General features: G+C 60.7%; 10 protein-coding genes. 6 read left to right on the plus strand and 4 right to left on the minus strand.

Annotation, left to right across the window (positions count from 1 at the left end):
* The first annotated feature begins 9 nt into the window (after window positions 1-9).
* The 5 genes from AK829_RS01680 (at window position 10) to AK829_RS01700 (ending at window position 8,767) form a co-directional block, all read left to right on the plus strand.
* Window positions 10-1,602: an efflux RND transporter periplasmic adaptor subunit gene (locus AK829_RS01680; protein WP_052203678.1), complete on the plus strand. Its 1,593-nt coding sequence runs from the start codon at window positions 10-12 to the stop codon at window positions 1,600-1,602.
* 155 nt (window positions 1,603-1,757) lie between these two features.
* Complete coding sequence (locus AK829_RS01685) at window positions 1,758-2,453, plus strand: ABC transporter ATP-binding protein (protein ID WP_052206321.1); 696 nt, start codon at window positions 1,758-1,760, stop codon at window positions 2,451-2,453.
* A gap of 9 nt (window positions 2,454-2,462) precedes the next feature.
* Window positions 2,463-3,728, plus strand: a complete 1,266-nt coding sequence (locus AK829_RS01690; RefSeq protein WP_232305763.1) for an ABC transporter permease — start codon at window positions 2,463-2,465, stop codon at window positions 3,726-3,728.
* A 33-nt stretch (window positions 3,729-3,761) separates the two neighbouring features.
* A complete protein-coding gene (dnaE, locus tag AK829_RS01695) occupies window positions 3,762-7,322 on the plus strand; it encodes a DNA polymerase III subunit alpha (protein ID WP_052203683.1) in 3,561 nt (1,186 codons plus the stop codon).
* Window positions 7,323-7,561: 239 nt separating this feature from the next.
* On the plus strand, window positions 7,562-8,767 hold the full coding sequence (locus AK829_RS01700; RefSeq protein ID WP_052203687.1) for a cobalamin-independent methionine synthase II family protein: 1,206 nt from the start codon (window positions 7,562-7,564) through the stop codon (window positions 8,765-8,767).
* 74 nt (window positions 8,768-8,841) lie between these two features.
* Here AK829_RS01700 and AK829_RS01705 read toward each other — a convergent pair whose 3' ends face one another.
* From AK829_RS01705 to AK829_RS01715, 3 genes are all read right to left on the minus strand, one after another.
* Entirely contained in the window at window positions 8,842-9,309 is a 468-nt protein-coding gene (locus AK829_RS01705) for a hypothetical protein (RefSeq protein ID WP_052203689.1), read from the minus strand.
* A 31-nt stretch (window positions 9,310-9,340) separates the two neighbouring features.
* On the minus strand, window positions 9,341-9,748 hold the full coding sequence (locus AK829_RS01710; RefSeq protein WP_052203691.1) for a hypothetical protein: 408 nt from the start codon (window positions 9,746-9,748) through the stop codon (window positions 9,341-9,343).
* Window positions 9,749-9,868: 120 nt separating this feature from the next.
* Window positions 9,869-11,722 (minus strand): choice-of-anchor I family protein, encoded by a 1,854-nt coding sequence (locus tag AK829_RS01715; protein ID WP_052203693.1) that lies wholly within the window; start codon window positions 11,720-11,722, stop codon window positions 9,869-9,871.
* 114 nt (window positions 11,723-11,836) lie between these two features.
* Here AK829_RS01715 and ilvA point away from each other — a divergent pair, with 114 nt between their 5' ends.
* Complete coding sequence (gene ilvA, locus AK829_RS01720; RefSeq protein ID WP_052203695.1) at window positions 11,837-13,111, plus strand: threonine ammonia-lyase IlvA; 1,275 nt, start codon at window positions 11,837-11,839, stop codon at window positions 13,109-13,111.
* An 11-nt stretch (window positions 13,112-13,122) separates the two neighbouring features.
* Here ilvA and treZ read toward each other — a convergent pair whose 3' ends face one another.
* Complete coding sequence (treZ, locus tag AK829_RS01725) at window positions 13,123-14,844, minus strand: malto-oligosyltrehalose trehalohydrolase (RefSeq protein WP_052203697.1); 1,722 nt, start codon at window positions 14,842-14,844, stop codon at window positions 13,123-13,125.
* Window positions 14,845-14,849 lie beyond the last annotated feature (5 nt).

Consider the following 14,849-nt stretch of genomic DNA (forward strand, 5'->3'; position numbering starts at 1 on the left):
GGAGACACCTTGGCGAAGCGGCAACACATTAAGCGCACCACCGCAGCAATCATCGTGGCAGGAAGCCTCCTTGCTGCCTCCTGCGGTGTCGGCGGTGGCGAAAACGGGGCAGCCGGAGATGGCCTTGCCCCAGGTGACTACACCATCGCTAGCGCAGAAGGCGTAACCGACAGTGTGGTAGTCAACGGCACGATCGCGCCTGTACGCGCCGTGTCCATCACCACACCACTGCAGTCTGAGGTGCGCACCATCGCCGTCGCGCCGGGTGACCGCGTTCAGGTGGAACAGTTCCTGGCCGCCATGGACACCGAGCAGCTGGAGCGCCAGCTGGCAGTCCAGGAACGCCAGCAGGCGAACGCACAGGCTGAAGCCCAGGCGGGCGTTGAACAGGCGCAGGCCCAGCTCAACGCGCTGAACCAGAGTCTTAACGACGGTACAAATCCCACCATCCGCCAAGCCCAAGCACAGGTGGACCAGGCGCAGGCTGCATATGACGCAGCCGTAGCCGCCAACGGTGGCCCGCGCCTTGTGCGCATCTCCTCGCGCATCGGCGACATGTTTGGCGCCTACCTCTACCCAGAGCAAGTGCCGCCACCATTCCAGCTGCCGGGCGTTGAATCCGCGCCAGCACCGGCACCCGCGCCGGCACCGGCCGCGCCAAACGTACCTGCCGTAGGTGCAGCAGTGGGCGTTGAAGAAGCCTACGCCGCACTGCAGGATGCAAAGGCGAACCTGGCGGCTGCGCGTGCGCAGGTCGAGCAAGAGCGCAGCCAGCTCCAGGCGCAGGTCAACTCCGCCTCCCGCCAGGCAGAGATGGCACAGCTGGAGGCCGGTGACGGCACCCTGGAGTACCAGGTGAAGGAAGCCACCATCTACTCGCCGATTAACGGCGTAGTCACCAGCGTGGACGTCCAGGAAGGCGACATCCCACAGGGGCGCGTACTCAGCCTTGCAGATGACTCTCGTTTGCTGATTCGCGCTGAGCTGCGCGAAGCGGACGTGCCGAACGTGGCAAAGGGGAACCGCGTGGTGTTCACCTCCACGGCCACGGGCAAGAAGGAGTTCGCAGGTCGCGTCACCCGCATCTCCCCGGCAGCAGCTACCCCGAGCGACCCGAAGAACGCTATGCAGGGCGGCGGCGATGCCGCAGTGGTCTTCCCCGTGGAAATCGAGGTCACCGGTGACACCGAGGGCCTGCTCTTGGGCGGCACGGCACGCGCTGAGATCATCACCGCGGAATCCGACAATGCGCTGAACGTGCCTGCGGACGCCGTGTTTGAAGAAGACGGCAAGAAGCAAATTCTTGTCCTTGCCACCGACTCTGAGGATGCCCGCTCAGGCAAGGTCGAAGTCCGCACCGTTGAAACCGGCGCCTCCAACGACATCGACATTGCCATCACCGGCGGCGAGCTCAAGGCTGGCGACATCGTGATCAACTGGCCGGAAGACTACAAGGACCGCGTCGGCGAGACCGTAGAAATCACCGACGACGGTTTTGATCCTGCCGACGTTGCTGCCGCTCGTGACGGCATCGACAAGGCCGAGGCTGATAAGGCCGAGGAAGCTGGCAAGGCCGATAAAGCCGACGCCGCAGCGAACTAAGGGAGGCGCCCATGGACGCAGAGGAAAAAGATCCGTTCTTCTTTGGGGAAGAAGCCGAAGAGACTGAAGACGTTGAACAGGTTGTAGAGGCTGAAGGGGTTGACGCTGACGTCGATAAGCCTGAAGCTCTTGCGGATACTGGCCTGCTCATTGACATGCGCAGTGTGGTCAAAACCTACAACGTGGGTGAGCCAAGTGAGCTGACTGTGCTGCACGGGGTGGATTTCCACGCCAAGCAGCATGAGTTCGTCTCTATTGTGGGTCCCTCCGGTGGCGGCAAGTCGACGCTGATGAACATCATTGGCATGCTTGACCGGCCAACCAGCGGCGCATACGCGTTCAACGGGGAGCCGGTGTACGCGAAAAGCGATAAAGAACTGGCCAGCTACCGCAGCAAAAATATTGGCTTTATCTTCCAGAACTTCAACTTGATCGGCCGTATCGATGCGTTGCAAAACGTGGCAATGCCGATGATGTACGCAGGTGTTGACCGTAAAACACGTGAGGCACGTGCAGAAGAGCTGCTGGCCATGATGGGTATGGGGGATCGTATCCACCACAACCCGAACGAGCTTTCCGGTGGTCAGAAGCAGCGCGTGGCTATTGCGCGTGCACTGGCCAATGACCCGGACTTGCTGCTTGCAGACGAGCCGACCGGCGCTCTCGATTCCAAAACCGGCCGGTTGGTAATGGACCTGTTCCACAAGCTGAACCAGGAGATGGGTAAAGCGATTGTGTTCATTACCCACAACCCGGAGCTTGCGGAGGAAACGCAGCGCATTGTGGAGATTAAAGACGGCCGCATCTCCGGCGAACGCACCCCAACCGGTGTGCAGGGAAGTGCGGGATAAGCCGTGGATGTGAGGGAGTCCATCAGGCTTGCTGCATCGAGTCTGAATACCAACAAGCTGCGCTCGCTGCTGACGCTTTTGGGCATCATCATCGGCATCATGGCCGTGATCATCATCATGACGCTTGGCCGTGGTCTTGAAAACCAGGTGTTGCGCGGCCTGGAGGGCGTGGGCACCACCACGCACCCAGTGGTCGTGCACGAGCGGCCAGATGAGGAAGCGGCGGATGATGACCCGTTTGCCGCGCTGTCTTACATGCCGCCGACCGAAGAGCGTGACGGTGTGACCCTGGATCAGCTCGCGGATCTTCAGGCCAGCTTTGGTGACCGGGTGCGTGCCGTGGACATTGAAGTCGGCAGCGAGGGCGAAGTGGCTAACGGTGATGTCACCGCTAGCTCCAGCGTGACCGCGGTACTTCCGGGGTCATTGGACATGCGTGGGCAAACCGTGCAGTACGGCCGCGGAATCACCAGTGCGGATTTGGATAGCCAGCGCCCAGTTGCGGTTGTGTCCTCTGAGTTCGTTGAAGCGCTGTTCAAGGGTGATCCGAAGGAAGCTCTGGGCAAGCGTTTTGACGTTACGGTGGGTTCCACTACCGCAGTCTTCACTGTGGTCGGTGTACTTGAGCCGTTTAACTCTGGCGGCATGCTGGCGGGTCCGCAGTCCTATGCGTCGATCTTCGTTCCGGCTACCGCGATGGACCGCGTTGGCGTGGACGCAAGCTGGGTGTCTTCCTTTAGCGTGCAGTCTTCCCCGGATGAGGACAGTGCCGTGTTCCAGGCAGACCTGCAGCAGTACTTGGACCGTATCTACGCCAAGAACGAGACCTATGAGGCCGAGGTGGTGGACTTGTCGTCCTCACTGGAGGAGCTCACCGGTATCTTCCGCATTATGTCCTCGGTGCTGTCCGCCATTGGTGGTATCTCGCTTCTGGTTGGTGGTATCGGCGTGATGAACATTATGTTGATCACCGTCACCGAACGCACCCGCGAGATTGGTGTACGTAAGGCGCTGGGCGCTACCCAAAATGACATCCGCGTGCAGTTCATTGTGGAAGCGATGATGGTCTGTTTGATCGGCGGCATCATTGGCGTGGTCTTTGGTGGCGCGATTGGCATGATTGCCACAGCGGCATTTGATGCGTTTACGTGGCCGCCGGTTAGTGCGGTGGTGTTCGCGCTGTTGTTCTCTTTGGGAACGGGTGTGTTCTTCGGCGCGTATCCGGCGGCGAAGGCGGCAAAGATGCAGCCTATTGACGCGTTGCGTTACGAATAACACCTGTGTCATGGCGCGGATATGATAGTCCGCATGGCCAAGCAATCTTCCTTCGTTCACCTGCATAACCACACGGAGTTTTCCATGCTTGACGGCATGGCAAAGGTGGATCTGTTGGCAGACGAAGTTGCCCGCCAGGGCATGCCCGCGGTGGGTATGACAGACCACGGGAACATGTTCGGGTCGAACGCGTTCTACCGCCGCATGGTGGACGCTGGCATCAAGCCGATCATTGGCATTGAGGCTTACATGGCGCCGGAGTCACGCTTTAACAAGAAGCGTGTGCTGTGGGGCACCCCCGACCAGAAGTCGGATGACGTTTCCGCCTCTGGCGCGTACCTGCACCAGACCATGCTGGCGGAGAACGCGACTGGTCTACGCAACTTGTTCAAGTTGTCCTCGCTGGCGTCCTATGAGGGGCAGCTTGGTAAGTGGCCGCGTATGGACGCAGAGCTGATCGCCGAACATGCCGACGGCATTATCGCCACCACGGGCTGCCCGTCCGGTGACGTGCAGACGCGTCTGCGCCTGGGCCAGTATGACGCAGCGCTGGAAGCCGCGGCGATGTGGCAGGACATCTACGGCAAGGACAACTACTTCCTGGAGTTGATGGACCACGGGCTGCACATTGAGCGTCGCGTGAGGGAAGACCTGCTGCGCATTGGCCAGGCGTTGGACCTGCCGCCGCTGGTAACCAATGACTGTCACTACGTGCTGGAGTCCCAGGCACCGGCGCACGAGGCGATGCTGTGCGTGCAAACAGGTAAGACGCTGATGGACCCGGACCGTTTCAAGTTTGACGGCACGGGCTACTACATCAAGTCCGCTGAACAGATGCGTGAGCTCTGGGACACGGATGTGCCGGACGGCTGTGACAATACGCTGTGGATTGCAGAGCGCGTGGGGGATTACTCGGAGCTGTGGGAGGAGCACCCGCATGATCGCATGCCGATTGCAGACGTGCCGGAGGGCCACACGCCGACGTCCTGGCTGATGGAAGAAGTCATGCGCGGTTTGCAGGATCGTTTCCCGGGGCAGGAGGTACCGCAGAGCTACATCGAGCGTGCGCGCTACGAAGTGGAAGTTATTGATATGAAGGGCTACCCGTCCTACTTCCTCATCGTTGCAGAGCTGATTAAGCACGCCCGCGAGATTGGTATTCGTGTGGGGCCGGGCCGTGGTTCGGCTGCGGGCGCGCTGGTGGCGTACGCGCTGACCATTACCAACATTGACCCCATGGAGCATGGCCTGCTCTTTGAGCGATTCTTGAACCCGGAGCGTCCGTCCGCACCGGATATTGATATTGACTTTGATGATCGCCGCCGTGGAGAGATGATCACCTACGCCGCTGAGCGTTGGGGCGAAGACAAGATTGCCCAAGTGATCACCTTTGGCACGGTGAAGACCAAGCAGGCTATTAAGGACGCGGCGAAGGTGAACTTCGGCCAGCCCGGCTTCCAAATGGCGGACCGTATTAACGCGGCGCTGCCGCCGGCGATCATGGCGAAGGACATTCCGCTGGCCGGTATTACGGACCCGGACCACCCGCGTTTCGCAGAGGCTGCTGAGGTGCGCTCGCTCATTGAAACCGACCCGGATGTGGCGAAGATCTATGAGACGGCCCGCGGTCTTGAAGGCGTGGTGCGTCAGGCTGGTGTGCACGCCTGTGCGGTGATTATGGCGTCTGTGCCGCTGATGGAGCACATTCCGATGTGGAAGCGTCCGGCGGACGGTGCGATTATCACCGGCTGGGACTACCCGGCGTGTGAGGCCATTGGCCTTCTGAAGATGGATTTCCTGGGCCTTCGAAATTTGACGGTGCTGGGTGATGCGCTGGAAAACGTCGAAAAGAACCGCGGCGAAACCCTCGACCTGGAGGGCCTGGATACTGACAACGAGGCGGTGTACGAGCTACTCGGCCGCGGTGACACCCTCGGTGTGTTCCAGCTGGACTCCGGCGGCATGCAGGAGCTGCTCAAGCGCATGAAGCCGACGGGCTTTAACGATATTGTGGCATCTTTGGCGCTGTACCGTCCGGGCCCGATGGGTGTGAACGCACACTGGGATTACGCGGACCGTAAGAATGGGCGCAAGCCGATCACCCCGATTCACCCGGAGCTGGAAGAGCCGCTGCGGGAGATTCTGGATGAGACCTACGGCCTGATCGTCTACCAAGAGCAGATCATGAACATCTCCCAGAAGGTGGCCAACTACACCGCTGGCCAAGCAGATGGCTTCCGTAAAGCCATGGGCAAGAAGAAGCCTGAGGTGCTGGCCAAGGAGTACGAGACGTTCTCCCAGGGCATGTTTGATAACGGCTACTCCAAGGCGGCGGTGGACGCGCTGTGGGGCACGATTGAGCCGTTCGCTTCCTACGCGTTTAACAAGTCGCACGCTGCGGGCTACGCACTCGTGTCGTACTGGACTGCCTACATGAAGGCGAACTACACCGCCGAGTACATGGCGGCACTTTTGACCTCTGTGGGTGACAAGAAGGACAAGTCAGCCATCTACCTTGCAGATTGTCGCCACATGGGTATCTCGGTGCTGCAGCCAGATATTAATGAGTCTGAAGAAAACTTCATGGCTGTGGGCAAAGACGTCCGCTACGGCCTTGCCGCTATCCGCAACGTTGGTGCGGAAGTGGTGGAATCTATCAAGGAGACTCGCCACGCTAAGGGCGCGTTTACAAGCTTCTCTGATTACCTGGACAAGATTGATCTGCTGCCGTGCAACAAGCGAATCACAGAATCCTTGATTAAGGCCGGCGCATTTGACTCACTTGGGCACCCGCGCAAGGGCCTGATGCTGATCCAAGAAGACGCCGTGGATTCCGTGCTTGCCACGAAGAAGGCCGCGGATAAGGGGCAGTTTGACCTGTTCGCCTCATTCGGCGGGGACGATGAGGCCACGGCCAACGCGTTTGCCATCGAGGTTCCTGATGATGAGTGGGAAAAGAAGCACGCCCTAGCCTTGGAGCGTGAAATGTTGGGCCTGTACGTTTCGGGCCATCCGCTGGATGGCTTTGAAGAGGCCATTGATGCCCAGACTGATACGCAGCTGACCACGATTTTGGCGGGCGAGCTGCGCCACGGCGCCGAGGTGACCATCGGCGGGTTGATTTCCTCGGTGGACCGTAGGTTTTCCAAGAAGGACGGCTCCTCGTGGGCCATTGTCACGATTGAAGACCACCACGGTGCCCAGGTTGAGGTGCTGCTGTTTAACAAGGTCTACGCGCTTGTGGCGCCGCAGATTGTTGAAGACAACATCATCCTGGTCAAGGCACACGTTTCCATCCGTGATGAGCGCATGAGCCTGTTTGGTGACGACGTCAAGGTGCCGGAGCTCGGCCCCGGCGGCGGCGCTGGCCTGCCGCTGCGCCTGACTATGCGCACCGACCAATGCACGGTGGACAACATCAGCAGGCTGAAGTCGGTGCTGCTGAATAATCCGGGTGACACGGACGTGTACCTGAACCTTGTCAACGGTGAGCACTCCCAGCTGCTCGTGTTGGGAGACCATCTGCGGGTGGATCGCTCCGCATCGCTGATGGGGGACCTGAAAGCCTCGATGGGACCGGGCATTTTGGGGTAGTAGTGTTCCGCGAAGCGGAAAGCTTTTCCGTAGCGCGGAACATTTTATGCAACGACGCGCAGTGTTGTTTTCCGCCGCGCGGAACACCCTGAAGCACAGGTTGAGCGTGTTCCGCGGCGCGGAAACCTATGCTGACCCGCGCAGTGAAGACATCGTCTGAGGTGGATAAACAAGCGGGCTGGCGTACGCTCTGGTTCAGGTAGTTTTAAAAATTCTGAGTACCCGCAAAGGAGCGTTCATTGGCTACTAACAAGATCCGGACAACTCACGTAGGTTCGCTGCCGCGCACGAAGGCGCTGCTTGAGGCAAACCAACGCCGCACCGAAGGCACCATCGAGGACAGCGAGTTCTTTGAAATTCTGCAGACTTCCATCGATGAGGTTGTGCAGAAGCAGGTTGATCTGGGCATCGACATCATCAATGAGGGCGAGTACGGCCACATCACCTCTGGTGCCGTGGACTACGGCGCCTGGTGGAACTACTCGTTCACCCGCCTTGGTGGCCTGACCATGACTGATGAGGACCGTTGGGCGAACCAGGCAATCAAGCGTTCCACCCCGGGTAACATTCAGCTGACCAGTTTCCCGGATCGTCGTGACCGTGCGATGTTCTCGGAAGCATACGAGGATCCGACCTCGGGTATTTTCACTGGCCGTGCAAAGGTGGGCAATCCGAAGTTCACCGGTCCGGTCACCTACATCGGCCAGGACCAAGTTGAGACGGACGTCAAGCTCATGCGCGCCGCCATGGACAAGGCCGGTGCAACGGAGGGCTTCGTTGCAGCTCTGTCGCCGGGGTCTGCGGCACGTCTGACGGATGAGTACTACGGCAATGACGCTGAGCTGGTCCAGGCGTGTGCTGACGCGATGCACCACGAGTACAAGGCGATCACTGACGCTGGTTTTACCGTCCAGTTGGACGCCCCTGACCTGGCTGAGTCTTGGGATCAGATCAAACCGGAGCCAAGCCTGGAGGACTACCTTGCGTGGTTGCGCATCCGTGTGGACGCGATCAACGCTGCACTCAAGGGCCTGCCGAAGGAGCAGACCCGTCTGCACATTTGCTGGGGTTCCTGGCACGGCCCGCACGTGACCGACATTCCGTTCGAGGACATCGTTGATGAGATCCTGCGCGTTGAGGTTGGCGGTTACTCCTTCGAGGGCGCTTCCCCGCGCCACGCTCATGAGTGGCGCGTGTGGCAAAACCGTGAGCTGCCGGAGAACACCCTGATCTACCCGGGTGTGATCTCCCACAGCACGAATGCGGTTGAGCACCCCCGCCTGGTTGCGGACCGTATCATCCAGTTCGCTGAGGTTGTCGGCCCGGAGCGTGTGGTTGCCTCCTCTGACTGCGGCCTGGGCGGCCGTCTGCACCACCAGATCGCTTGGGCCAAGCTCGAGTCCTTGGTAGAGGGTGCGGCCATCGCTTCCAAGGAGCTTTTCTAGGCTTATCTGCGCCTACGTGAAACAAAAACCGCCACCCCCAACACAACGGGGATGGTGGTTTTTTGTGGTTAGTTCTAGTCCTCAGGCACGACGCCAAGGGCGTGGCGTACCTGGGCAAGCAACTCCGGATTGGTGGCTAGTACAAATGTTGCCACCTGGGTCAGAATACCCAGCGAGGTAATAATTGCGCCGATCACGGCGAAGGCTACCTCAGCTTCCTCAGACAGGCTGCTGGCCTCCATCAGACGGGAACTTGCATCCGTCGGCTTCGGCGGCGTAAACGTCACCGTCGTCGGCTCCTCGATGACAGACTCCACCACAGTGGTAACCCCATCCGTGCCAGTCACCGTCGTGGTCGTAGTGACCGGGTACGAGACCGTGGTGGTCGGGGTAGCGGTGGCGGTGGTCGTCGCGGTCACCGTCGACTTCGTCTGGGTACCGGAAGAACCATTGCTCGAGCTGCTCGAAGCGTTAGCGGTAGCCACACCAGTCAGAGCCAGCCCTGCAGCAGTAATAAGTGCGAGCGCGGTACGGGAATTCATCAGCGTGCCTGAAACCCTTCGGAGGAGTTAATTAGAAACCGAACTTCTGCAGACCCAGGCCGAAGTTAGCGTTGAGCAGGTCAATAGCCTTGTCAATGCCCTTCGGGTTAGAGAAGATCACGATCGCAGCGGTCAGGATTGCGGACAGGATGCCCACAACGGAGCCAACAGCGGAACCGGTGGTTACGCCGCTCTTCTTCTTGTTGTTGCCCGGCGTCTGGTCGTCCTTGCCCGGCTGCTCCGGGTTCTCCTTGCCGTTGCCCGGCTGCTCCGGGTTCTCCTTGCCGTTGCCCGGGGTTTCGGCGCCCTCGTTCTCGGTGCCCTCAACCGGAGCGGTGGTGTTCTCGTCCTTAACCGGAGCGTCCTCGGCAACAGCCGGGGTGATAGCCAGGCCGGTTGCAACAGCGGCAGCAACAAGAGCAGTGGAAATGCGCTTCATAGCAGTTCTCCTCAAAAGAATGGATTGATTGCAATGGGGCATGATTCACAGCCCTCGCAATTCGGACGGGTAGAAATCTATCAGGTTTGGAGCCAAAACACAGCCTTGGCTTACAAATGTCTACCTACCAAGCTGGCCAAGCAGGTTATTCAAACCTGGAAACAGTGCTGCCAAACCGCTAATGACAAAGATTCCACCAATAATCGCGCTCAACGCTACAGCCAGAGCGTTGCCCTTGCTTGAACCCGCCGGCTGTGGGGCAGGGGCAGGGGCTGGATCAGCGTCAGAGGTTGGCAGCAACGAGTCCACCTGGAAGATCGTGGTGGTACCGGAGACCTCGTTGCCAACAATCAACAGGTTTTCACCGTTGGGGGAGTCCTTCGCCGGAACAAAGGTCAGGCCTTCGGCGCCGAGGTCGCCGACCTTGGACAGCCCCTGGGCAATCGCCTCGTCCCCCTCAAGCTCATCCATGTTGACGGAGAAGTCACGGTTGTTGATGTAGGCCTGGTAGCTCGCCTTGGCCGGGTCAGTGACGTCGTAGACCATCACGCCGCCAAGACGCTCAAGGCCGATGAATGCATAGGTGCGGCCGTTGATCTCACCCAGGGTCACACCCTCCGGCTCCGGGCCCTTGTCATCAGAGCGGGTTTCAAAGGAGGTCTCGGTGTGGTTGGAGTTGAAGTTCTCCGGCAGGATGCGTGCGGTGATCTGCTCGAAGTCGGCGCCGGAGTCGAAGACGCGAGTGCCGTCCGCAGTAAAGATGGAGAAGCCACGGCCGCCGAAATTGTACAGGTCGTCGTAGCAGCCCTTCTCCTCATTCAGGCCAAACGCCGTGGTCATGTTCAGTCGGCCCAGCTGCTCGTCGGACTGCAGTTCTTTGAGCTGATCGGCGGAAAGGCCCGCGTAGCCCTCGCAGATCGGGGCGATGCCCTTCTTGCCAAAGTTCTTCAGGCGGGCTTCTTCGGAGTAGCCGTCCCAGTCGCGGGCGTCGCCCTCGTTAGCAAGTACCAGGTAAGTCGTGCCGCCAACGTTGTAGGCGGCGATGGCATCCGGCTGCAGGATGGACTTGACCGGCCAGGTGGTGATGTTGATCGTTTTGTCCTTATCGGAGGCGTCGAAAGGCACCTTGCGGCGGTCGATGTAGCCGAGCGGCCAGACGTGCTCAACCTTGGCGGAGGCGATATCTACTACGGCGATGGCGTTGTTCTCCTGCAGCGTGACATACGCCTTGGCCCCGTCAACCGCGATGTATTCCGGCTCAAGGTTCTGCGCCTCGGTGGTGGACGCGCCTACCTGGCCGAAGATGTGTACGCCCTTGGCGGCCAAGGTGCCCTCAAACGCGCGGAAGTCGGCGGTGCGCACGTCTGCCTGCGTAGCGGCGGCAACACCAGCCGGCAAAGCGATCACGGAGACCGTGCCCTCCGGATCCACAGAGTAGTCCTCGGCAGGCTCGCCCTCGTTGGCTACCAGCGCGTAGTCGCCAGCGGGGGTCATGGCCACCATGTCCGGCAGGGCGCCAACGCCGACGCGGCCAAGGACCTCGCCAGGCGTCTCGGCGCCGGCGTCGAAGAAGATTAGCTCACCGTTGTCGGTTTTGTTCTCCGGCTCGACGGTGGCTACGGCCAAGCCGTCGGCACGCACGGCTACAGAGTTGATGGTGGTGTTCTCGCCGCCGGAGACCTCACCGATCTTCGTCGGGTTGCTCAGATCAGACGCGTCCAACACGTCGATCTTGCCGCTTGTCGCGTTCACCGTCAGGATGCGCTTGCTAGCTGCGTGGAAGGCAACGATCTCAGCGGCGGACTTATCAAACACGCCCGCACCGTAGGAACCGAGCGTGGACACCTTCACGCCGGAGTTCGGGTCCTGGTCATAGACCGGCTGCTCCACAACAACGGCGTGTGCCGGGGTGATCATGCCGACGCTGAGCGCGGCGGCGGTGGACAAAGCAAGTGCGGTACGAGGAGCAAACATGTGGCAACTTTCTAGGGATAACAGGACAAGACCTACCTAGATGTATCCCGTCCACGTTGCTTACAGGTTGCTTCAATCTGAACATTGAGTGACAAGGGGTTACTATTACCCACCATGACTTCGTTCCAGCCAGTGCACGCAGCGGACATTCAAGCGGCGCAGGCGCGCATCTCATCGGTAATTGAACCGACACCCTTGCAGTACTGCCCACGCCTTTCGGAGCAGTACGGCGCAAACATTTACCTCAAACGTGAGGACTTGCAGGATGTGCGCTCCTACAAGATTCGCGGTGCGTACTACGGCATTTCCCGGTTGAGTGAGCAGGATCGCGCGGCGGGGGTGGTCGCGGCGTCGGCAGGCAACCATGCCCAAGGCGTGGCCTATGCGTGTCGCGCGCTGGGGATCCAGGGCAAGATTTTCGTGCCTAAGCCCACGCCGAAGCAGAAGCGTGACCGCATCCTGGTCCACGGCGGGGACAACATCGAGCTGGTAGTGACCGGTAACACGTTTGATGAGGCAGCCCAGGCCGCGCGTGAGGACGCTGAGGCGCGCGGCGCAACCATGATTGAGCCATTCGACTCGCGCGACACCGTGGTGGGCCAGGGCACGGTGGCTGCGGAGATCCTTGCTCAGCTGACCGGCCAGGGCAGCGAGCTTGACACCATCGTCGTACCTGTTGGTGGCGGCGGCCTGCTCGCAGGAGTGACCTCGTATCTGGCGGACATGTCCCCACGCACCGCAATTGTTGGCGTGGAGCCGCGCGGTGCGGCCTCGCTGCATGCCGCGATGGAGGCGGGGGAGCCAGTCACCTTGGCCGATATTGACCCGTTTGTAGACGGCGCGGCAGTCAAACGCATCGGTGACTTCCCGTACCAAGTCATCGAGGAAAACCAGGGGCGTACCCACCTGATGATCGCGGACGAGGGCGCGGTGTGTACTGAAATGCTCGCCCTGTACCAAAACGAGGGCATCATCGCCGAACCTGCGGGTGCGCTGGCCGTGACTGGCCTGGCAAACCTGAAGATCCAGCCCGGATCCACCGTGGTGTGCATCATCTCCGGCGGCAACAATGACGTGCTGCGCTACGCCGAGGTCATGGAGCGCTCCCTGGTGCACCGCGGCCTGCGCCACTACTTCCTGGTGAACTTCCCGCAGGAGCCGGGCCAGCTGCGCTCCTTCCTTACGGACATTCTGGGCCCGGACGATGACATCGTGCTGTTTGAGTACCTGAAGAAGAACAACCGTGAAACCGGCGCCGCGCTCGCCGGTTTGGAGCTGAGCCGCGCAAGTGACTTAGACCCGCTGCTTGAGCGCATGGCGGCGTCCCCAATTGAGTGCCGGCGCCTCGAGCCCGGCACCCCGGAGTACGAGTACATCGTCTCCGGCTAGTCTCCGGCTAGTTAGCCCTCAATCAGCGCGAATTCCCACGGGCCCAGCACGGTGCGGCTTGGGCCCACCTGCGGGTTGCTGAAGGAATACACCAATTCGCCGCCCACGGGCACGGTGACTGTGTTGGGGGAGTAGTTGCCTACAAACGCCGTGTTGCCTTCGCGCAGGCACAGCCAGCCGGCCTCATCGTGGGAAACCTCCAGCGTGCGCAGGTCATCGCGGTTGAACCCGTGGGAGTGGCGCAGGCGGATGAGGGTGCGGTAGGCGTTAAGAAGCTTCTGCTGCTGCTCATCAAACTCCCAGTCCAGCTTGGCGGAATCGAAGGTTGCCGGATCCGCCGGGTCGGGCACGTCCGCCTCGTTCCAGCCTTCGCGAGCGAAATCGTGGCGGCGGCCCTCGCGCGTCAGTCGCACCAGCTCCGGGTCGGTGTGCGAGACAAAGAACGGAAACGGCGTGCGCGCACCAAACTCCTCACCCATAAACAGCATGGGGGTAAAGGGGGAGAGCAGCACCGTTGCGGCCCGCAGCATGAGTTGCTCAGGGCTTTCGCTTTGCGACGGCCTATCGCCCCCCGCACGATTACCCACCTGATCATGATTCGTGGTGTAGGTCACCATGCGCCACGGCGCAACATGCGACAGATCCAAGGCACGGCCGTGGGTGCGGCCGCGGTAGGCGGACCACGTGTCGCGGAAGCGGTACGCATTCGCCATGGTCTCTGCCAACACTTCGATCGTGCCGTAGTCGCAGTAGTAGCCCTGGCGCTCGTCGGCGATCAGGGAGTGGAAGGCGTGGTGCACGTCGTCACACCACTGGGCGGAAAGGCCGTAGCCGCCGCGGGACTCGTCGTTGACAATGCGCGGGTCATTCTGGTCCGTTTCGCCGATGATGGTGCGCGGGATGCCGGTGGCTTCGGCGGTGGCATCTGCAACCTGGCGGATCTCCTCCATAATCGAGTATGCGCGGCGGTCATCGTAGGCTTGGACCGCATCCAGGCGAAGGCCGTCCACGTGGAACTCGTCCAGCCACTGACGCACCGCATCCAGGATGTAGGCGCGCACCTCATCCGATCCAGGGCCGGAAATGTTGACCACATCACCCCAAGCCGTGTGCCCTGCGGTGGTGTAGGGGCCGAAAAGTCCCTTGTAGTTGCCTTCGGGGCCGAAGTGATTATACACCACGTCCATAATCACGGCGATGCCGCGCGCGTGCGCCGCATCCACCAGGCGCTTGAGCCCCTCCGGGCCGCCGTAGGAATGCTGCACGGCGAACCAATCCACGCCGTCATAGCCCCAGTTGCGTTCACCAGCAAACGGCTGCACCGGCAACAACTCAATCGCGTTGACGCCAAGGTCAGCCAGGTAATCCAGCTTCCCAATCACGCCATCAAACGTGCCCTCGGGACTAAACGTGCCCACATGTAGCTCGTAGAGCACCTGATCTTTGAGCTCAATGCCGCCCCACGCGTCATCCGTCCAGGCAAAGTCCGTGGTAACGACCTCGGAAGGGCCGTGGACGCCCTCAGGTTGGTAGCGGGTACGAGGGTCGGGCAGTGGTGTGGACCAGGACGTGCCGTCGAAAAGCAAAAAAGCATATCGCTGACCGGGGGACGGGACCTCGTCGCAGGTAAACCACCCACCGTTGGTGGCACGCATGTCGTGCTCCGTGCCGTCGATGATGATGCGGGCGCTATGCGCCACCGGTGCCCAAATGTTGAATCGCGGTGTAGTCACAAAAA

The organism is Corynebacterium riegelii (assembly GCF_001263755.1).
Lineage (GTDB): Bacteria > Actinomycetota > Actinomycetes > Mycobacteriales > Mycobacteriaceae > Corynebacterium > Corynebacterium riegelii.

Coding starts and splice junctions, on each gene's coding strand:
- dnaE (WP_052203683.1), top strand. CDS start 3,762: ATGGCCAAGCAATCTTCCTTCGTTCACCTGCATAACCACACGGAGTTT.
- AK829_RS01715 (WP_052203693.1), bottom strand. CDS start 11,722: ATGTTTGCTCCTCGTACCGCACTTGCTTTGTCCACCGCCGCCGCGCTC.
- AK829_RS01710 (WP_052203691.1), bottom strand. CDS start 9,748: ATGAAGCGCATTTCCACTGCTCTTGTTGCTGCCGCTGTTGCAACCGGC.
- ilvA (WP_052203695.1), top strand. CDS start 11,837: ATGACTTCGTTCCAGCCAGTGCACGCAGCGGACATTCAAGCGGCGCAG.
- AK829_RS01685 (WP_052206321.1), top strand. CDS start 1,758: ATGCGCAGTGTGGTCAAAACCTACAACGTGGGTGAGCCAAGTGAGCTG.
- AK829_RS01705 (WP_052203689.1), bottom strand. CDS start 9,309: ATGAATTCCCGTACCGCGCTCGCACTTATTACTGCTGCAGGGCTGGCT.